The organism is Acinetobacter sp. YH12227 (assembly GCF_013417785.1).
GTDB lineage: Bacteria > Pseudomonadota > Gammaproteobacteria > Pseudomonadales > Moraxellaceae > Acinetobacter > Acinetobacter gandensis.
Genome location: NZ_VPDH01000067.1, coordinates 1 through 19,249 on the forward strand (window position 1 = coordinate 1; position 19,249 = coordinate 19,249).

A 19,249-nucleotide genomic window follows, 5' to 3' on the forward strand; every position below is an offset into this window, starting at 1 on the left:
TTCGCAAGAGATGCGATGGATGTCTGGTGATTTGTAGTCATAAATTTTAGTCCCCACTTGTTTTTAAGTGGGGACTAAATTAAGGCTTATAGGATGAATTCATAAGGTGTGTTCAGCGGACGCTTACTTTTTATCGGGCATAAAGAGTGATCTTAATAGCTTCCTTTCAAATAAATTGACCTGAATAATCCTCAGTAAACGCTGAACACTCCATTCTTTTTGAGCCATATGTTGAGCGAAGCTCACCAGTAAATATGCAATTAAGGCGATCCAGATTTGGGTGTGTATTGCATTTCGGCTTCGGCCTAGAAATGACTTGAGTTTTAAATTCTGCTTAATGGCTTTAAAGAATAACTCAATCTTCCAGCGATCTTTATAAATCGCTGCAATCGTGGAAGCTGCCAAATGAAAGTTATTACTCAGAAATTCAAATGTCCTTTTCTTTTCTACATCATAAAATTCTATGCGTCTTAATAATTTCGGTGCACCTCTTTTCTTTGCATGAGTACTGCTTAATTCGATCCATTCATCTGCAATGATGCCTTTAGACGCTAATACGCTTCGACTTGATTTAACTTGATAAACTGTTTTTGGGCGCAGTCGGGTGACAAAGCTGACCTTCTGATGGGTCAGTTGAGCAAACCATTGATAATCAATATAGCCTTTGTCAAATACAACAATACTACCAGCAGGAAATTTAAAGGTTCTGCCTTGCACCATATCATTTTCAATACCATCACCCAGCGCCATAAATTCAGGAATAGTATTACTGTGATTTAAGCCAACGCTCAGTTTAATACTGGCTTTGGATGCATGCACTTTTGCCCATTCACACAAGGACAATGAAAGATCGATATGACTCGCATCAAGTGAATAGAGTTGAACCGTACCAGGTTTGTCGGAGACTTTTTTATTTAAGTTAGGCCACCTGACCTAACGGGTTAATCTTATCATAGTACATTGCTTCAAACTCAAAAGGCGATACATAACCCAGTGCACTGTGTACACGCTTTTTATTGAACCAATCTACCCAGTTTAGTGTCGCAAGTTGTACATCTGCTAAACCTTGCCAATCTGCTTTTAAATATTCAATCACCTCTGTTTTGTATAAGCCATTCACCGTTTCAGCCAGAGCATTATCGTATGAATCACCAGTTGTACCGACTGATGCTCGTAAATTTGCTGCTTCTAAACGATTGGTATAGCGAATAGAAAGATATTGAACACCTCTATCGGAATGATGAATCACATTCTTTGGCATGCCTCGATCGTGCAATGCTTCTCATCACAGAGATCTAGAGTCCGATAATAGGTTGAAGGGGCTATCGGTAAAATTCTACAAATCGCCTCGACTCCGTACAGCTCTTTATTATTATGGATAAAATCCACCATTATTTGTGTGGGCGGTCGAGCTCCGCCTGGGTGAAAAAAGCGGCTGCTTTACGTAGAATTTCATTGGCACGCTTTAATTCTTTAATTTCACGTTCCATTTGCTTCATTTTTTCTTGGTCAGATATCTGTTGTACTTTGGCAGAATTTAGTTGATCCAGATGCTTTAAATACCAAACACGCAATGTTTCAGGAGTACAACCGATTTTAGGAGCAATAGCTGTGATTGCTGCCCAAGTAGAAGGATAATCTTTTTCAGATTCAATTAGTAATTGAACCGCTCCTTCTCTGATTTCGGGGGTATAGTTTGGTTTTTTCATCGGGACACTACACTTTGCTACGTCTTGCGAAGCAATGCTTTTCATCTCAGAAAGTTTTATCTCCAATAGACCCGGTACGGTTCACAAAAAATTCATGATCGTATTATTATGCTTTTAGTCAGATTAAAGTCGATAAAGCTTATTGACGCTTCATGATGATTAAAAACGAGAATGGTATGAATCAATTTTCTGAAAAAGACTTATCTAGAATTATAGAAATGGCTTGGGAAGATCGAACCCCTTTTGAAGCTATTTTATGTGAGTATGGTTTAAATGAAGCGGCGGTGATCCGCTTGATGCGGCAAAATATGAAACTCAGTAGCTTTAAAATGTGGCGTGCACGCATGACTGGTCGAAAAACCAAACATCTGCAGCTGCGTTCACCCGAAGTGAAACGGGCCTATTGTTCACGGCAATACAAGCGTTTCTAAGCATTTGATTTTGATAACCGTCTGGACTCACGTTTACATTGTTCAGAACAATATTGTACTTCCTCCCAGCAGCGGTGCCATTTCTTGCGCCAAGTAAAAGAGCGCAAACAGTGGATACAGATTTTTTCAGGGAGATGCTGTTTTTTCATGGTTTATAACTCATTGATCTGGCTAAGAAGTTGCTGGGCATGGCTGATAATCTGCTGCCGATCTTTAAGTTTATCTAGCTGTCGATAGATCATGCCCATACGTGGATGAGTACGAAATTTCGCCTCATTCCGGATCATGAAATACCAGTACAGGCTATTGAACGGACAGCTATCTAGCTCGGTGCGAGTTTTGACATTGTAGCTACAGTGCTTACAATAATCGGACATCTTATGGATGTAATTGCCCGAGGCCGCATAGGGTTTGCTGGCCATCAAGCCGCTATCGGCATGCATTACCATGCCCAAGGTGTTCGGTAGTTCTACCCATTCATAGGCATCGGCATAGACTGCCAGATACCACTCGCTGATCTGCTGCGGGTCTACACCAGTTAATAAGGCAAAATTTCCAGTCACCATCAAACGCTGAATATGATGTGCATAGGCATGCTGAAAAGTATTACGGAAACACTCAGCCATACAATTCATCTGGGTGCGGCCAGTCCAGTAAAATTGTGGCAATGGTGCTGAGTGCTGCAGTGCATTGCGATTGGCATATTCCGGCATGTACAGCCAGTAAATCCCACGGACATATTCGCGCCAGCCCAGAATCTGCCGGATAAACCCTTCCACGGCATTCAGTGGCGCATGACCGGCATGGTAAGCCGCTTCTGCGGCATCACAGACTTCTCGCGGCAGCAACAGGCCGCAGTTCAGATAAGGCGAGAGCAGGCTGTGAAACAGTGTGTCTGCACCCTGAACCATGGCATCCTGATAATCGCCAAAATGCGGCAAACTGTGGTCAATAAAATGTTGCAATGCAAGCCGGGCATCGCTGCGCGTGGTGGCCCAGCGAAAATCGGCAAGGCTTCCGGGATGCCGGGAAAATTCACGTTCAACCAGTTCCAGTACATCCAGATCAATCTGATCGCGCTCAAAGCAGAGGGGTTCAGGTAAAGGCGGACTGCCTGACCAGGCCTTGCGATTGGCGCTATCATAGTTCCACTGTTGTCCAAGCGGCTGCTGTCCTTGCATCAAGTAACCGGTCTGCTTACGCATTTCCCGGTAAAAATATTCCATGCGCAACGTCTGGTAGCGGCTGGCCCAGTGCCGGAACTGCTTTGGACTGCAGAAAAAACGTTCGTCATCCAGATACTGTACCGGCAGTTGCAGCTGCTGGCTCCAGTGCTGTTCAATCTGCTGCTGCAGGCGGTATTCCCCGCATTGGGTCATCACCAGTTCTGTGACGGGGAACAGCTGTCGCTGTGCCTGTACGAAATCCAGCAGGCTACGAATCGGACTGCCGGATTGAAAGGTGTGGTAACGTACACGCCAGCCTTCTGCTTTGAGTTCTTTGGCAAAATGCCGCATCGCGCTAAAAATCAGGGCAATTTTCTGCGGATGATGGGTGACATAAATCGCTTCCTCAACCACTTCGGCCATCAGGATCACATCCCGGGTACGGTCCAGTGCTTTAAGCGTAGCAAGCTGATGATGAAGCTGGTCACCCAGAATTAAACCGAAACGCATAGCCCTTCCAGACCCGATCAAAGATAGCCTAGTGTAAAGCCAGACAGTTCAATTTTTTGTGAAAATAAATATCAACCCGTATGTTGAATCAATTCAACTCGACCAGATGATCCTCTGACATCGCATAGGAATCATAATTTCTGCAATAAAAGACTGTTCATCTCTACAATGCTAAAGCCAGTTGATGAAACTCGCTTCGCTTTATTCCTGAATACATAATTGTTGTGAAAATTATGTGATTTTAATCAAAAAGATACAAATTATTATGCTTGTAATTTAGATGGCGTGCACCTACTATCTGGCTAGAAGTTACTCCATGTAAGCTTCCTTAGTTTTGTCCCATACATCCCCAGTATGGGATTTTTTTTAATCAGGGAATTCTCACGAGCATGCATTCAAAAGCGTATATTTTTAGACAGCAGCAATTACTGGTGGATGAGCATTTTCAGTTGCCGCAGGTCGCAAGACTGCAGCATGATCTGGACCTCTCGGAAAATGGCGAGATCATTGCACGTGATCTGAAAGAAGACGAACCGGTGCCGGAAGGTTATCAGCTGGTTCCGATCCGACAACTGGTGCAAGTCTGGAACAGACCACAATTTGAACAGGCCAGCCGTGCGGTACAGTTACTGGAATGGCGCCGGAACCACGTCTTTTGCAGTAAATGCGGCCATACCACCCAGCAACACGCCAGCCAGTATGCCATGGTCTGTCCATCCTGTGGTTATAACCAATATCCGCGGGTGAACCCCTGTGTGATTACCATCATTACCCGGGGCAAAGATGAAATTTTACTGGCAAAAAATGCCCGCAATAAAACCCAGATGTACAGTCTGATTGCCGGATTTGTCGAAGTGGGCGAAACCTTGGAGGAAGCAGTACGCCGTGAAACCCTGGAAGAGGTGGGGCTGCAGATCAAGAATATTCAATATCTGGCCAGCCAGCCGTGGCCGTTTCCCAGCAATCTGATGATGGCCTTCAAGGCGGAATATCATACAGGGGACATTCAAATTCAGGAAAATGAACTGAGCGATGCGCAGTTTTTCAAATTTGATCAGTTACCTGAGATTCCCTTCAAGGGCAGTATTGCCTATGCCATGATTCAGCATGTGATGCATGGTACCCCTGTGGCAGATGACAGCAAAGAATGGCTTTAACCCGGAAACCAGTCTAAGGCTTTTTTAGCAGCACGCCTCCTGAATCACATTATTTCGTCTTCACGCTTTGTTCACATGCTGTTGAGTTATCTTAAGCCTAAAATCAAACAAGGCTAAAAAATGAAGATGCTATTCAAGTCTGTTTTGGCAGTGACAACACTGGCTATGATCAGCTTAAGTTCTACTACGCAAGCTGAAACTGCTGCGCCTCGGGCAGTCGACCAGGTAGATATCCAGAAGTATGCAGGCAAGTGGTATGAAATTGCGCATCTACCGATGTATTTTCAGCGTAAGTGTGTATCTAATATCACTGCACAATATAGCGTCAATGCTGACCAGACTATGGGGGTATTAAATAGCTGCCGTATTGCCAATCGCGAGATGATCAGCTCCGAAGGTATTGCCTATCCACAAAATGAAGGGAACAGCAAACTCAAGGTCAGCTTCTTACCCCCAGGTTTGCGCTGGATGCCTTTTACCAAAGGTCATTATTGGGTGTTAAGAGTTGACTCGGAATATAAAGTGGCGCTAGTAGGTGGACCAAGCAATAAGTACCTGTGGATCTTGTCGCGTGAACCGCAACTGGATGAAGCCACCTACCAGTCGTATCTCGAGACTGCCAAGCACTATGGTTATGACATTACAAAACTGATCAAATTACCGCATTAATCTGCTACCCTTTGGCCGAACTGCCTAGACTCTTACAGTTCGGCTTTTTTTACTTCACAGAAAATTCATATCTGACTGATTAGACTCATCAAATACAATAAAGACATTCACTTAAAATTAGGATGAGTCCATGTTGAAAAGTCTGATACGATGGATAGACAGCTGGTCTACAACCTCACAGCCTGAAACACTGACTGCTGAAAACAGCAAGATTCAGTGGGTCCGTATTTTTCCCTTTATTTTGCTGCATCTGGCCTGTCTCGCCGTGTTCTGGGTGGGTGTGTCATGGTTTGCACTGGGCTTTATGCTGGCATTCTACCTAATCCGCATGTTTTCCATCACCGCTTTTTTCCATCGCTATCTGTCCCATAAAACTTTTCAGACCTCGCGCCCGGTACACTTCCTGTTTGTATTACTGGGCACCATGAGTGCACAGCGTGGCCCTCTCTGGTGGGCGGCGCATCACCGTTATCACCACCGCTATACCGATACACTACAAGACCCACATTCTTCCACACATGGTTTTTGGTACAGCCACGTCGGCTGGTTTTTAAATGAATATAATTTTGCCACGCGTAAAGAAGTGATCAAGGACTGGCTGAAATATCCGGAACTGATCTGGCTGGACCGTTTCAGTTTGATTGTGGTGCTGCTGACTGCGGGCGGGATTTATGCACTAGGCGAATGGCTGGCCATCACCTGGCCGCAACTTGGAACGTCCGGCCTGCAATTGCTGGTCTGGGGCTTTGTAATCTCTACCGTGTTACTGATCCATGCCACCTTGTGTATCAATTCACTGGCGCATCATTACGGCAGCCGGGATTTTGACACGGATGACCACAGCCGTAACAACTTATTCCTGTCCATCATTACCTTGGGCGAAGGCTGGCATAACAACCATCACTACTATGCTGGTAGCACCCGACAGGGCTTTTACTGGTGGCAGATTGATGTGACCTATTACCTGCTAAAACTCATGTCCTGGTTCGGACTGGTCTGGGGTATCAAGCCCATTCCGGCACGGGTCTATGAAGTCAGTAAAATTGCTCAGGCTCGAAAACAGAAAAAAGCCGCTACGGCAGGCACTCACACAATTCAATCGAAGGAATCACCATGAAAATTGCAATTATTGGTTCAGGTATTTCCGGTCTGTATGCTGCCTGGAAACTCAGCAAAGTGCATGAAGTCACAGTCTTCGAAAAGAATAACTACTTCGGCGGTCATACCGATACCCATCAGCTCAATATAGACGGTGAACAGGTCGCGGTGGATAGCGGCTTTATTGTGTTTAATGAGCATAACTATCCGCTGTTCTGTGCCATGCTGAAAGAACTCGGGATTCCATCACAAAGCAGTGACATGGGCTTTTCGGTGAATAATCAGGTCAGCGGCTTGCAGTACAATCCGTCAAAAAAATTCTCGCTGTTGTTCCGACCGCAAAACTTTTTTAACGCAGATTTTCGCGCGATGTTGTCGGATCTGTTCCGTTTCTATGCGGCCAATAAAGATCTGGATGTCGAGCAGGTCGATGCACAGCTTAGTATTGATGAGTATTTAAATCAGCATGGCTATTCCGAAGCCTTCCGCCAGGAACATCTCTATCCAATGTGTGGAGCGCTGTGGTCCTGCCCGGTGGAACAGGCCGGACAGATTCCGTATAAATTTGTGGTGAGTTTTTTCCAGCACCATCGCATGTTGCAACTAAAAGACCGGCCGTTATGGCTTACAGTCAAGGGTGGATCGGCTCGCTACGTTCGTGCGATTCAGTCCCAAGCCAATATTAGCTTCCGCAAGATGAGCGTTTTGCATGTCTCGCGGAGTGCCAATGATGTGCTGATTGAAACTCAACAAGGTAGTGAACGTTTTGACTGGGTGATTTTTGCCAGCCATGCCGATGACAGCCTGAAATTGCTGAAAGACTCGTCTGCGCAGGAGCTGGACGTGCTCGGCAAGTTCCGCTATCAGGATAACCGCATGGTGGTGCATTCTGATACCAGCATCATGCCCAAATCCCGTCGCCAATGGGCCAGCTGGCATGTACATGTGACCCAAAGTCAGGCAACTGAACAGACGCCATTCCAGCACAGTGGTATGCACTATGGTTTCAGCTACTGGATGAACCAGCTGCAGAACCTGAAATGCAAAACCCAGGTCTTTGCCACCCTGAATCCTAATTTTAGACTTGATCCGAAAAAAGTCTGGGTGGAACGAAACTACCGTCATCCGGTGTTTGATGCAACTGCGATTGAAGCACAACAACGCTGGGCAGAGGTTAATGGTCAGAACCGCACCTCATACTGTGGTGCTTACTGGGGCTGGGGCTTTCATGAGGATGGCGCGCGTAGTGCTTCCTGGGTGGTCGATCAGCTGTTGCAACGGACTGAGCAGGTAGCCTAGGAGCACTTTATGCAGATGTATCCATTGGCGATCGCCGCTGCCGAAATTCGACACCGCCGTTATTTGCCCAAAGCCCATGCTTTTGAAACTCAGCTGACCTATCTATGGTTTGATCCGGATCAGTTTGCGACCTTTACCCGAAAATCCTGGCTGTGGTCCTCTAGCCGCTGGAATTTACTGACCCTGGATGAGCATGACTTTCTGACCATGGAATGTGGCTCTATTCGGCAGAAAGTTTCACGCCTACTGATCAAGCGAGAAAACTACCTGTTACCGCATGCTGCGTCCATCCGGGTGCTGGCCTTGCCACGCACACTCGGCTTTCGTTTTAATTCCGTGGTGTTTTATCTAGTCTTTGGTGCCACCGATCAACTGCTCTTTGTCCTCAGTGAAATTACCAATACGCCGTGGAATGAACGTCAGGTTTACATTCACGACTGCCGGAACAATGCAGCTGAACATGCACCTTACCAGAGCTACCAATTTGATTTTAAAAAGGCTTTTCATGTATCGCCGTTCATGCCAATGGCATTGAATTACCGCTGGCGCTTTAGCTTTTCAGATCAAAAGAATGTGATTCATATGCAGCTCTTTGACCAGAACGTTTTGCAATTTGATGCCACGATGCAATTTTCGCTGCAGGCCATCACAGTTCCTTCACAGCAGCACCGTTATGCTCTTTTTAAAGTTGTTGAGCCCTTTAAGATGGTCGGTGGAATTTACTTACACGCATTTCGCTTATGGAAGAAGAAAATCCCATTTTATCGCCATCCTAAAAAAGACAAAGGAAATACCTTGTTATGAAAACACTGTTTATGGGGGAGCACTCGGGTCTACCCATGGTTCTGCACCATTTGCTGAAATTGCGTCATGGTCAACTGGTCTTTCAGGGTGTCTGGAATGGGTCCGTCGGTGAAAATGCCGATCTACAAGCCGTGATTCAGGTACATGATGCCCGTTTGATGGAACTGTTGTTCCGTAATGGTGTGCTCGGCGCAGCAGAGGGTTTTATCCGCGGTTACTGGAGCAGTGAAGATCTGGTCAATGTGATCCGCATTCTGGCACGCAACCGTGATGTGCTGGACCGGATGAACCAGAATGCACTGGCCAAAGCGAGTCAGTTGCTGTTAAAGGCCTGGTACCAATCGCGCAAGAACTCGATTGATGGCAGCCGTAAGAATATTGCCGAGCATTATGACCTGAGCAATGACTTTTTTAAGCTGTTCCTGGATAGCAGCATGATGTATTCCAGTGCAGTGTTTAAAGAGCCGGGCATGAGCCTGGAACAGGCTTCGGATTATAAAAAAGAGCTGATCTGTCAGAAACTGCAGTTACAACCGATGGATCATTTAGTTGAAATTGGCAGTGGCTGGGGAGGTTTTGCTATTTATGCGGCTCAGCATTATGGCTGCAAGGTCACTACCATCACCATTTCCAAGGCACAATATGATGAAGCCGTGGCCCGAATCGCTGCAGCCGGACTGTCACATCGCGTTGATGTGCAACTAAAAGATTACCGCCTACTAGAAGGCAAATACGACAAACTGGTGTCGATTGAAATGATCGAGGCGGTAGGTGAGCAGTATTTGCCGACCTATTTTCATAAATGCCGTGAGCTACTAAAACCGAATGGTCTGGCCCTGATCCAGGCTATCACCATTGAAGATGCACGCTATGCCAAAGCCCTGAATACCGTGGACTACATCAAGCGCTATATCTTCCCGGGTAGTTTTATCCCCTGTATCAGTGTCATGACCCAAGCCGCTTCCGAACAGAAACTGCGTCTCAAGCATCTGGAAGATATTGGTCAAAGCTATGCACAAACCTTGAAGTGTTGGCGTCAGCGTTTTCTGGAGCAACGTGATCAGGTGCTGCAACTTGGTTTTGATGAGCGCTTTATCCGCATGTGGGATTTTTATCTGTGTTATTGCGAAGGTGGTTTTAGGGAAGGCGTGATCAGTGATGTTCATTTGCTGTTTGAAGCCAGTGCTTACTAAGCAGAATTAAACAGGAGGGCGACATGCTGCTAGATTTATTTTTGCTCAATGTCTTCATCATGCTCTGTAGCTGGGTGTTGGTGACCTATAACCGCAGAGCAGGGCTAGTCGATGTCGCTTGGAGTTTCAGTATTGCTCTTAATGTGATTATTGCCGCTTGGGCGATTGACAGTGCACCACTGTTAGTTCGGTTATTTCTGGGACTGGCGAGTGGGATCTGGTTTTCACGACTGACTTGGCATCTGTTACGGCGCTATGCCAATGAAACCCAAGAAGACACGCGTTATGCCAACATGCGCAGAGCGATGGGGGACTATCAGCATCTTGGTTTTCTGGTGTTTTTTATATTTCAGGCAGGTTTGGCGCTACTGTTTTCTTACCCAATGCTGAAGTTGTTAAGTATCTCGACCGAGCAATGGAATGACTGGACTTTGGTCACTGTTATTGTGGCGGGTATGATCATGCTCTCGGCTTTGATAGGCGAAAGCACTGCCGATCAGCAACTTTACCGTTTTAAGCTAGATCCACAGAATCAAGGTAAAACCATGGATCAGGGCTTATGGAAATATTCGCGCCATCCGAATTATTTTTTTGAATGGCTGCATTGGTTTGCCTATCCAGTGCTCGGTCTGGCAGCAGGATGCTATGAATTATGGATTTATCCTCTGCTGATGTGGCTATTCCTGTACTACTTTACAGGTATTCCATTTAGTGAAAAACAGGCGCTCGCCCACCGTGGCGACAACTATAAAGACTATCAACGACGAACTTCAATGTTTATTCCGTGGCCACCCAAAGAGTAGGTAAATACATGGATTTTATGATTCAAAAAACCTTAGAACTGATCGAAAATGGCAAGGTGCCAGACCCAGTGATTCGTGCAGGCATTCGTACTTTAAGCAAAAAACGTTTGGCACAAGAAGGTCGGTTTAACCCCGCATTGGCAGCGCAGCGCTATATGGATGTGCTGACCATGCTGAAAAACAGCGAAATTGCCATTGAGACAGACAAAGCCAATGAGCAGCATTATGAACTGCCGACCGCATTTTTTCAGGCAGTACTCGGTAAGCGTTTGAAATATAGCGCGAGTCTATTTGAACATGCCGATATGACGCTAGACCAAGCCGAAGAAGCTGCTCTTGCATGCTATTGCCAGCGAGCACAACTGAAAGACGGGCAGGATATTTTGGAAATTGGCTGCGGTTGGGGGTCTTTAAGTCTATATATGGCCGAGCGTTATCCAAGGGCCCGTATTACAGTCGTGTCAAATTCTTCAACGCAGCGCGAGTATATTCAGGAACAAGCCCGTTTAAAAAAACTGGATAACCTGACGGTGATCACTTGTGATGTCAATGTGTTGCAATTTGAACCTGCGTCATTTGACCGTGTGGTATCGGTGGAGATGTTTGAGCACGTGCGTAACTATCAAAAACTATTTGAAAATATCAGTATTTGGCTCAAACCAGATGGCTTATTGTGGTGTCATATTTTCTGTCATCGTTTCTTGCATTACCCGTTTGAAGTCAAAAATGAGTTTGACTGGATGTCGCAATATTTCTTTAGTGGTGGTTTGATGCCAGCAGCCTCAACTTTCCTACATTTTCAGCAGCATTTACAGCTAGAACAGCACTGGCAATGGGCGGGTACGCAGTATGAACGTACCGCAAATGCTTGGCTAGAAAATATGGATGGTAAACAGGCCGAGCTAAAGCCCTTATTTGAAAAAACTTATGGCGCGGATGCCGCAATCTGGTGGCAGCGCTGGCGGATTTTCTTTATGGCCTGTGCCGAGCTATTTGGTTATGACAATGGACGCGAGTGGGTCATTGGCCACTTTCTGTTAAAGAAGAAAGCCTTATAATTGAACAGTGGGATTGGCCAGCGGGGAATGCATCAATGTTAAAGCTATTTAGGGATAAACGTGATCATCCTCTGAGTGAGGTATTTAACCGCTACTACTGGCTGCAAATCGGATTCATTGCCTTGTCTGTGGTGATTGGGATTGGCTTCAGTGCCTGGGTGATTAAAGGTTCTTTGCTCAGAACGGCGCTAGAACAGGAAATGTCACACTACTGGCAGCGATTAGAACGTAATCCTGCTGCAGAATTGCCCGATACCAAAAACCTGTATGGTTACCGCTGGAACACTGTGCCACCCTCCCAATTTAAGAATATGTCACTTGAGCAAGGGGTGAATCGGCATTTTGTCGATGGTAAGGAACGCATGACCGTTTATGGCGAAAAAGATGGGCAGCATGTCCTGTTAGTCTTTGGCGAAAGCAATGTCAATAAACTGGTCTGGCTGTTTGGTCTGGCACCACTGATGGTCAGCTTGTTTGTACTTTATAGTATGTTATGGTGGTGGAACCGTCGTGCCCGGCGCTATTTTTCTCCCATTACAAGGCTTGCCAACGCACTGGAACATATTGATTGGGAAGATTATAAAAATCAGGCTTCACCATTTCATGACATACGGACTGATTCAAATCTGGAAGCGGAATATCTGAAGCAGGCGCTAGAAAAATATCATCAGGTATTAAGCGAGTTTATTCAGCGTGAACGTGAATTTACTGGTGATGTCAGTCATGAGCTTCGCACACCACTTACCATCTTAAAAGGCAATGTGCAGTTGTGTCAGGCACGCTATGGGGACAATAAATCATTTACTCGCTTGAACAACACCATTGAAGACATGCAACTATTAGTTGACACACTACTGGCTATCGCCCGCAATACCACCAATACTTTAACCGCTGAATCGACTATGCTTTCAGAATGTCTGGAGAATCTAGTTCAGGATCTAGATAGTGTTAGCCATAACAAAGGTATGCGGATAAATTTTCAAAAAGATCTAAACGAACAGCCACGTAAACTTTACCCGTCGATGACCAAAATGGTATTTGGCAATATTTTGCGGAATGCACTGAATTATTCACAAGGCACAGAAATTGATGTCATTTTGCAAAAAAATACAGTATTGATTGCAGATAATGGTGTCGGCATTCCTTTACCGAATAACTCAAAGGTGCAAGAACTGTCGGGGCAGCAATTGCAATTAGAGATCAAAGGTCATGGCATTGGACTGCAATTGGTACAGAAGTTGTGCAAGCAGCTTGGCTGGCGAGTGGAATTGTTTGATCGGCAGTATTATCTCAATACCCATCAGGATGTTGATCTGGCGATGACGACTGGACTGATTGTCGTCGTGTATTTAAATTAAGGCTTGGCTTCTAGAGCTTAAGGTTCTAAAGTGATCTTTAACCCTACACCAGATATGGTGTGAATTAGTTTTTGCTCAAAAGGCTTATCGACCATTTTACGCAAATTATAAATATGACTACGCAGGGCATCGCTTTCAGGCTCTTGATCCCCCCAAAGCTCTATCATAATTTCCTGTTTAGTCAGAACTTTAGGCGAATGACGCATCAGTAGTTTGAGCAGTTTGAATTGAATGGGGGGAAGTTCAATGGTTTGTCCTCCACGAGTCAGTTGCTGTGTTGCAGGGTCCAGAATAAGATCATGAATTTGAAGACGGCTAGAGGAGACTTCACCCTGTGAACGCTTGATCAGAGCTTTGACTCGAACCACCAGCTCATTAAAGTCAAATGGCTTGACTAGATAATCATCCGTTCCTGAATTAAAACCTTTAAGTTTGTCATTCAGCGTATCGCGTGCGGTGAGCATCAGCACGGGGAGGTCCATACCTTCTTTATTTCGTAGCCATTCACATAGTTCATAACCCGAACCATCAGGTAAGTTAATATCTAAAAGTAAAATATGATAGCGTTGCTGCTTGAGCAATTGGCGCGCAGCATTTAGGTTTCGAGCATGATCGACCACAAAACCATGCTCTTCTAGAAACTCGCATAAGGTAGATGCCAGTTCGTAATGATCTTCAACCATCAAAATAAAATGTTTAGACATAACTGTAGAGACTACTTTATTAATTGCTGTTTTAATTTAGCACTAAATGGCTGAGGACCTAGCCATATATTAAAATATTGCTGGGCTAATGGGTTCTGGAGTTGTCCCTGCAGTTTCTGGTTTAAGTATAGGCTTAATGTGTGTGTGGCATGGCTATATTTTAGTTGGTATAGATCTCCTGAGTTCACTGGACGATACATATCGGTGATTGGATTGAAAACAGCCTGAATTTTCTGATCTTTGATATTACGTTGGAGTAGATGTCTGGCTGCACGTTTGAATGCCCATTCTGGAATATTCTGCGTATAGGTAAAATCCATCTGCATGTTTTGGCCTTGCCAAGGCTGATTACAGTTTTGCGCAAAGTAACTGGCCACACCGACCTGTTTTTGTCCCACCATTAGTGGGCCATTACCACATTTATTTAAGCTCTGTGCATGCGCCCACGAACCGAAACTCCCGAGCATCAGTACAGTGGTTATGGCTACTTTTTGAAAGGCAGTACCCATGAATAGGTTCCTCCTACATAAGGCAAAGAACGATACAGACCATTGGCCGGATCCCAGAAATCTTGTTGGAAAATAATCTGATGGTTTGGGTTGACCTTTATTTCACTGATTCCAAATGAATCCATTGTTCGTGTCTTGCCGAACATTTTAAAATCATAAACCATATGCCAATGTACATAGGCAGAGTCTTGATGATATGAAGTATTTAATAGACTGACAGTTACATTACTCACCCGCTGGTTCATACCTTGAAAATGTTCAAGCAGTTTTTTACGCGATGAAAATTGCGACAGAGTGTCGTTAATAAAAAGCTGATCTGCATACAGTGCTCCAGCATTTTCAACGAATTTAGGTGTGCCCAAGGTATTAAATGCCGAAGTGAAGCGGGTACCGATTTCTAGTGCTTTTGCATCATCTAAGGGTATTCCCTGAATACTCGCTCTGGCATTTGCATAATCAGAGGAATAACGAGGAACACTTTTACATCCTGACAGGAAAAGCACTGGTAAGGATAAGGCAATTGCCATTAACGTTTTGACTTGATTCATATTCACTGTCCATCTTCACAGTTTATCCTCCCACTTTAGAGAGGCTAAAGTGAACAGAATGTGAAGATAGATACTAAAGACAGTACATTGAATAGAATTTTGATGATTGAGGATTAAATTTCACTTTCTCTTTTTTCTTCAGTCATTAGCCAATGAATGATATTCATGACATCACGATTTTCGTTATTTTTTCTGACCATTGCATAAAAATTATAGTCACAATAGATAAAACCAAAAGGGGCAATGACCCTTCCATTTAATATTTCTTTTTCTACTAAAATTTGAGGCGCTATCGCAATTCCTAACCCAGACACAGCAGCTTCTATCATTAAATTGAGACTATCAAAATAGCGATCATTCGCTTTTGGGGAAAAGTGAATTTGGGACTGATTAAACCATGTATGCCATGCATTTTTATTTGAGTGGGTATGAAGTAATGGATAATTTAAAAGATCATTTTTTGTATGAAGCGGATTTATTTCACGATTACAAATAGGCCCCATGTTATCGGGAAATAAAAGATATTTATTCAAAAAGTTGGGAAGCATATGATTCTCATTGATGCTATTGATCAATATGTCAACTTTCTCTTTTTCTAACAATTTTAAGTCATTACATGTCATTAATTTGATATGGATATTGGGATAAATGACTTCGAGTTTTTCTAATCGGGGAATTAGCCAATTTGCCATAAAACTATGAGAAGCGCCTATTACCACTTCTACCTCTGATGTTTTATTTGTTAATTCAAAGATGCATTGTTCTAAATTATTAAAAAGATGCGTACAAACTCGAGATAATTCTTCGGCGTCCGCCGTCAGAGAGATGGTCGAGGAATTTCGAATAAACAATTTTTTATCTAACCATTCTTCTAGCTGTTTTATTTGATGGCTAATCGCACTATGGGTGACACACAACTCTTCCGCAGCTAAGCTGAAACTTTTATTTCTGGCGACGGCTTCAAATGCTTTTAAAGCATTAAGGGGAGGCAATGTTCTACGTTTCATGTTGTAAAATTTTCTAACACCATAAGCTCAAAATATATCAATTATCAGAAAAATGAAAATATTTTAAGATGAAAAAAATGGATACAGCAAGAGATATGAGATGACAACCCCTTATACAGGTAATGGTCCTGATGACTTGGGATTTTTTGGTAAATTTGGCGGATGTTACATGCCAGAGAGCTTGATGCCTGCACTTCAAGAATTAGAGCAAGCCTTTAATACTGTTCGGCACAAACCTGAATTTTGGGCTGAATATCAGCAAATTTTAACAGATTTTGTTGGGCGGCCTAGTCCTCTTTTCTATGCAAAAAACCTAACAGCTTATGCGGGAGGTGCTCGAATCTATCTCAAGCGGGAAGATTTGAACCATACGGGTGCGCATAAGATTAATAATTGTGTTGGGCAAATCTTATTGGCCAAATTTATGGGGAAAACCAGAATCATTGCAGAAACGGGTGCTGGACAACATGGTGTTGCAACAGCAACGGTTTGCGCGCTGTTTAAGATGAAATGCACCATTTTTATGGGAGAAACAGATATTCAGCGCCAACAAATGAATGTTGAACGCATGAAATTACTCGGAGCTGAAGTCAGAAGTGTTCAAAAAGGTCGTGGGACTTTAAAAGATGCCATGAATGAAGCATTACGTGACTGGATTCGTCATGTGGATACAACCTATTACCTGTTGGGTACTGGCGCAGGCCCTCATCCATATCCGACGATGGTTAGAGAATTTCAGAAAATTATTGGTCTAGAAGCCAGAAACCAAATACTCCTCAAAGAAAATAAATTGCCGGATGCTTTGGTTGCTTGCGTTGGTGGTGGATCAAATGCATTAGGGTTGATGCATCCCTTTCTAGAAGACCTGAATGTCAAAATTTTTGGCGTTGAGGCAGGTGGAAAAGGAACACATACTGGTGAACATGCCGCCTCTATTTGCAAAGGTCAAGTTGGTGTGCTGCATGGCAATTTAACCTATTTATTACAAGATTTAGATGGGCAGATTTTAGAAGGACACTCTATATCAGCCGGCTTAGATTATCCTGGTATTGGCCCTGAGCATGGCATTCTGTTTGAAACAGGACGTGTGACATATACGGCTATAACCGATCAAGAAGCTGTAAATGCATTTCAGCTTTTAAGCCAACAGGAGGGCATTATTCCTGCGCTTGAGAGTTCTCATGCAATTGCGTATGCGATTCAACTTGCTCAAGAAATGCAGCCAGAACAGATTATTATTGTCAATTTAAGCGGCAGAGGTGACAAAGACTTAAACACGGTCAAAAAATATCTTGCAGGAGCTACAGCATGAACCGTCTAGATCAAAAATTAGAGCAATTGAAACTGGAAAATCGAAGCGGTCTGGTCTGTTATTTTACTGCTGGAGATCCTAATTTTGCAGAAAGTTGTCGTCTGTTGAGCCAATTAGGTCAAGCTGGGGCTGACATTATTGAAGTTGGCATTCCTTTTTCAGATCCAGTGGCAGATGGAGAGATCATTCAGGCAGCACATCTTAGAGCATTACGTGCAGGTCAAACGGTAAAACAGACCATTGAGTTGGTAAAAGCAATCAGGCTGCATGATGACACGACACCAATAATTTTTATGACTTATTTAAATCCGATGATGCAATATGGTTTCGAAACACTTGTCGCCGAAACAGAAAATCTTATAGATGGAATATTGATTTTAGATGCTCAATATGGATATCGAGAAAACTTTGAAGTGCAATTACATGAAAAAAATATGCATTTAATTGCAATGACAGCGCCGACGACCCCAGTTGAAAGGTTAGAGCAAATCTCAGCGCGCGCGACAGGTTTTTTATATCATGTTGCAGAAAATGGCTTAACAGGGGGGCATTTAAATCTACCCAATATTGAGAAAAAGATTGCTGAAATCAAGCCTATTTTTAATATTCCAGTTGCAATTGGCTTTGGGATCAAAAATGAAAGTCATGTTAAAGCTTTAGCCAATAAAGTAGATCTTATTATCATTGGCTCAGCACTTGTCAATACTTTTTTTAATAAGGGGATGAATGCGACTTTAGAAAAAGTCACAGTTTTTTCGCAAATACTTAGAGAAAATAAAGAATAAGCCAGCTATCTTTGATAGGTATTTGCGTATTCTTTAAAAACATAATTAAATATAAAACAGTATTTTATCTTCGCCTATCTCCCGAAAGGGAGATAGAACTTTATATGTGGATTTTTTTCTAAAAGTGATCGCTTTTTAAAAATCACTATTATCATATAGATGTGACATGCGTTTTTGCTTTGTTTCTAGATAAGCTTTGTTAAAGATATTTAAACCAACTTTTAAAGGAATACGTTCAACAACATTAATTCCTAAATCAGTTAAAGATTTAATTTTAAGGGGATTATTTGTAATGAGTTTTACATTCTTTATTTTTAAATAATCTAACATAATGGTACACATATCATATTTACGAGCATCTGCTGGTAAATTTAATAATAAATTGGCTTCAAGAGTATCATGTCCTTGATCTTGAAGTGCGTAAGCTCGAATTTTATTGGTTAGTCCTATGCCGCGACCTTCTTGGCGTAAGTATAAGATCACACCTTGACCTGCATCATTGATCATTTTCATAGTTGAATGTAATTGTGGACCACAGTCACATTTCAGTGAAGCAAAAGCATCGCCTGTTAAGCATTCCGAATGAATTCTGACGAGTATTGGTTGATTCGAAATAGTATCCATGCCTTTGGCAAGAGCGATATGTTCTTCACCAGTACTTTGGTCTTGAAACGCTATAATTTCAAAATCGCCAAACGCAGTAGGTAACTTTGATTTAGAAACAAATTCTATAGCCATTTAATTATACCCCTGTATTTTAAAAATTTAGAAACTTGCAACTATTACTTTCCAGCTAAAATAGTTTTCAGATAGTGAAATTTATGTGAAAATACAAAAGTTTTTAGTGTGTGAAGTAAATTTAAATAAAAAAAAACAATAAGTTACATCTAATTTTAGCTTTGACAAGCTTTCTAAAATTGTTTTTAGTTGGATATGGCTTTGTTGCACAAACCTATCTGTAAAGGCTTTTTCAGCGATATAATTTTCAAATGAAGAAGCCTGCACACAAAATCTACCGCACAACCAATTGGCCCGCATATAACCGAGCACTTATGAGTCGCGGAAATATTGCCATTTGGTTTGATCCTGCTACGCAATGGTATGCGCCATCAAAAGGCAAACAAGGGCG

19 protein-coding genes, 3 pseudogenes and 1 other annotated feature are annotated in these 19,249 nt (G+C 43.2%); of the genes and pseudogenes, 13 read left to right on the top strand and 9 right to left on the bottom strand.

The annotated features are described in order from the left end of the window. Window positions 1-123: 123 nt before the first annotated feature. Window positions 124-879: pseudogene (locus tag FTV09_RS13635) on the bottom strand (IS4 family transposase); the annotation flags it as partial. 40 nt (window positions 880-919) lie between these two features. After that, window positions 920-1,709, bottom strand: a pseudogene (locus tag FTV09_RS13640) (integrase core domain-containing protein). Then, window positions 1,318-1,434: a sequence feature (AL1L pseudoknot), on the bottom strand. Its footprint overlaps the pseudogene before it by 117 nt. Before the next feature lie 176 nt (window positions 1,710-1,885). On the opposite strand from FTV09_RS13640, the gene FTV09_RS13645 reads away from it, so the two are divergent. Next, the gene (locus FTV09_RS13645; protein ID WP_144583777.1) at window positions 1,886-2,140 is read left to right on the top strand and encodes a TIGR03643 family protein; all 255 of its coding nucleotides are present in this window, start codon (window positions 1,886-1,888) and stop codon (window positions 2,138-2,140) included. Here the strand turns inward: FTV09_RS13645 and FTV09_RS13650 are convergent. Continuing rightward, window positions 2,137-2,289: a DUF2256 domain-containing protein gene (locus FTV09_RS13650; protein WP_180058642.1), complete on the bottom strand. Its 153-nt coding sequence runs from the start codon at window positions 2,287-2,289 to the stop codon at window positions 2,137-2,139. The genes FTV09_RS13645 and FTV09_RS13650 overlap by 4 nt on opposite strands. A 3-nt stretch (window positions 2,290-2,292) precedes the next feature. Then, on the bottom strand, window positions 2,293-3,816 hold the full coding sequence (locus FTV09_RS13655; protein WP_180058643.1) for a cryptochrome/photolyase family protein: 1,524 nt from the start codon (window positions 3,814-3,816) through the stop codon (window positions 2,293-2,295). Between the two features lie 389 nt (window positions 3,817-4,205). On the opposite strand from FTV09_RS13655, the gene nudC reads away from it, so the two are divergent. The 9 genes from nudC to FTV09_RS13700 all read left to right on the top strand — a co-directional run bounded on the left by nudC (window position 4,206) and on the right by FTV09_RS13700 (window position 13,255). Then, window positions 4,206-4,973 carry an NAD(+) diphosphatase gene (nudC, locus tag FTV09_RS13660; RefSeq protein WP_180058644.1) on the top strand — a complete coding sequence of 256 codons (768 nt, stop codon included), beginning with the start codon at window positions 4,206-4,208 and terminating at the stop codon, window positions 4,971-4,973. Window positions 4,974-5,138: 165 nt separating this feature from the next. Continuing rightward, the gene (locus FTV09_RS13665) at window positions 5,139-5,642 is read left to right on the top strand and encodes a lipocalin family protein (RefSeq protein WP_373687712.1); all 504 of its coding nucleotides are present in this window, start codon (window positions 5,139-5,141) and stop codon (window positions 5,640-5,642) included. A gap of 130 nt (window positions 5,643-5,772) precedes the next feature. Further along, window positions 5,773-6,759, top strand: a complete 987-nt coding sequence (locus tag FTV09_RS13670; RefSeq protein WP_180058646.1) for an acyl-CoA desaturase — start codon at window positions 5,773-5,775, stop codon at window positions 6,757-6,759. Then, window positions 6,756-8,039, top strand: coding sequence for an NAD(P)/FAD-dependent oxidoreductase (locus FTV09_RS13675; RefSeq protein ID WP_180058647.1), 1,284 nt, complete (start codon window positions 6,756-6,758; stop codon window positions 8,037-8,039). Before FTV09_RS13670 ends, FTV09_RS13675 begins: the two co-directional genes overlap by 4 nt. Window positions 8,040-8,048: 9 nt before the next feature. Next, window positions 8,049-8,843, top strand: coding sequence for a DUF1365 domain-containing protein (locus FTV09_RS13680; RefSeq protein WP_144583784.1), 795 nt, complete (start codon window positions 8,049-8,051; stop codon window positions 8,841-8,843). Then, entirely contained in the window at window positions 8,840-10,036 is a 1,197-nt protein-coding gene (locus tag FTV09_RS13685; protein ID WP_144583785.1) for a cyclopropane-fatty-acyl-phospholipid synthase family protein, read from the top strand. The genes FTV09_RS13680 and FTV09_RS13685 overlap by 4 nt, the downstream gene beginning before the upstream one ends. A gap of 23 nt (window positions 10,037-10,059) precedes the next feature. Further along, a complete protein-coding gene (locus FTV09_RS13690) occupies window positions 10,060-10,839 on the top strand; it encodes a DUF1295 domain-containing protein (RefSeq protein WP_180058648.1) in 780 nt (259 codons plus the stop codon). A gap of 8 nt (window positions 10,840-10,847) precedes the next feature. Beyond that, complete coding sequence (locus FTV09_RS13695) at window positions 10,848-11,897, top strand: cyclopropane-fatty-acyl-phospholipid synthase family protein (RefSeq protein WP_144583787.1); 1,050 nt, start codon at window positions 10,848-10,850, stop codon at window positions 11,895-11,897. A 35-nt stretch (window positions 11,898-11,932) separates the two neighbouring features. Continuing rightward, window positions 11,933-13,255, top strand: coding sequence for a HAMP domain-containing sensor histidine kinase (locus FTV09_RS13700; RefSeq protein ID WP_087013145.1), 1,323 nt, complete (start codon window positions 11,933-11,935; stop codon window positions 13,253-13,255). 17 nt (window positions 13,256-13,272) lie between these two features. On the opposite strand, the gene FTV09_RS13705 is transcribed toward FTV09_RS13700, so the two are convergent. The 4 genes from FTV09_RS13705 to FTV09_RS13720 all read right to left on the bottom strand — a co-directional run bounded on the left by FTV09_RS13705 (window position 13,273) and on the right by FTV09_RS13720 (window position 16,023). Then, window positions 13,273-13,959, bottom strand: a complete 687-nt coding sequence (locus FTV09_RS13705; protein ID WP_144583788.1) for a response regulator transcription factor — start codon at window positions 13,957-13,959, stop codon at window positions 13,273-13,275. Window positions 13,960-13,970: 11 nt separating this feature from the next. After that, window positions 13,971-14,468: a chalcone isomerase family protein gene (locus FTV09_RS13710; RefSeq protein WP_144583789.1), complete on the bottom strand. Its 498-nt coding sequence runs from the start codon at window positions 14,466-14,468 to the stop codon at window positions 13,971-13,973. Then, window positions 14,444-15,016, bottom strand: coding sequence for a nuclear transport factor 2 family protein (locus FTV09_RS13715; RefSeq protein WP_004981561.1), 573 nt, complete (start codon window positions 15,014-15,016; stop codon window positions 14,444-14,446). The genes FTV09_RS13710 and FTV09_RS13715 overlap by 25 nt, the downstream gene beginning before the upstream one ends. A 113-nt stretch (window positions 15,017-15,129) precedes the next feature. Further along, window positions 15,130-16,023 (bottom strand): LysR substrate-binding domain-containing protein, encoded by an 894-nt coding sequence (locus tag FTV09_RS13720; RefSeq protein WP_144583790.1) that lies wholly within the window; start codon window positions 16,021-16,023, stop codon window positions 15,130-15,132. Between the two features lie 100 nt (window positions 16,024-16,123). On the opposite strand from FTV09_RS13720, the gene trpB reads away from it, so the two are divergent. Together trpB and trpA are read left to right on the top strand one after the other, a co-directional pair. Further along, window positions 16,124-17,335, top strand: coding sequence for a tryptophan synthase subunit beta (trpB, locus tag FTV09_RS13725; protein WP_180058649.1), 1,212 nt, complete (start codon window positions 16,124-16,126; stop codon window positions 17,333-17,335). A gap of 26 nt (window positions 17,336-17,361) precedes the next feature. Further along, window positions 17,362-18,120 (top strand): tryptophan synthase subunit alpha, encoded by a 759-nt coding sequence (gene trpA / locus FTV09_RS13730; RefSeq protein WP_257222898.1) that lies wholly within the window; start codon window positions 17,362-17,364, stop codon window positions 18,118-18,120. A 135-nt stretch (window positions 18,121-18,255) separates the two neighbouring features. Here trpA and ribA read toward each other — a convergent pair whose 3' ends face one another. Next, the gene (gene ribA, locus FTV09_RS13735; RefSeq protein ID WP_004871355.1) at window positions 18,256-18,858 is read right to left on the bottom strand and encodes a GTP cyclohydrolase II; all 603 of its coding nucleotides are present in this window, start codon (window positions 18,856-18,858) and stop codon (window positions 18,256-18,258) included. A gap of 251 nt (window positions 18,859-19,109) precedes the next feature. On the opposite strand from ribA, the pseudogene FTV09_RS13740 reads away from it, so the two are divergent. Then, a pseudogene (locus FTV09_RS13740) lies at window positions 19,110-19,249 on the top strand (IS5/IS1182 family transposase); the annotation flags it as partial.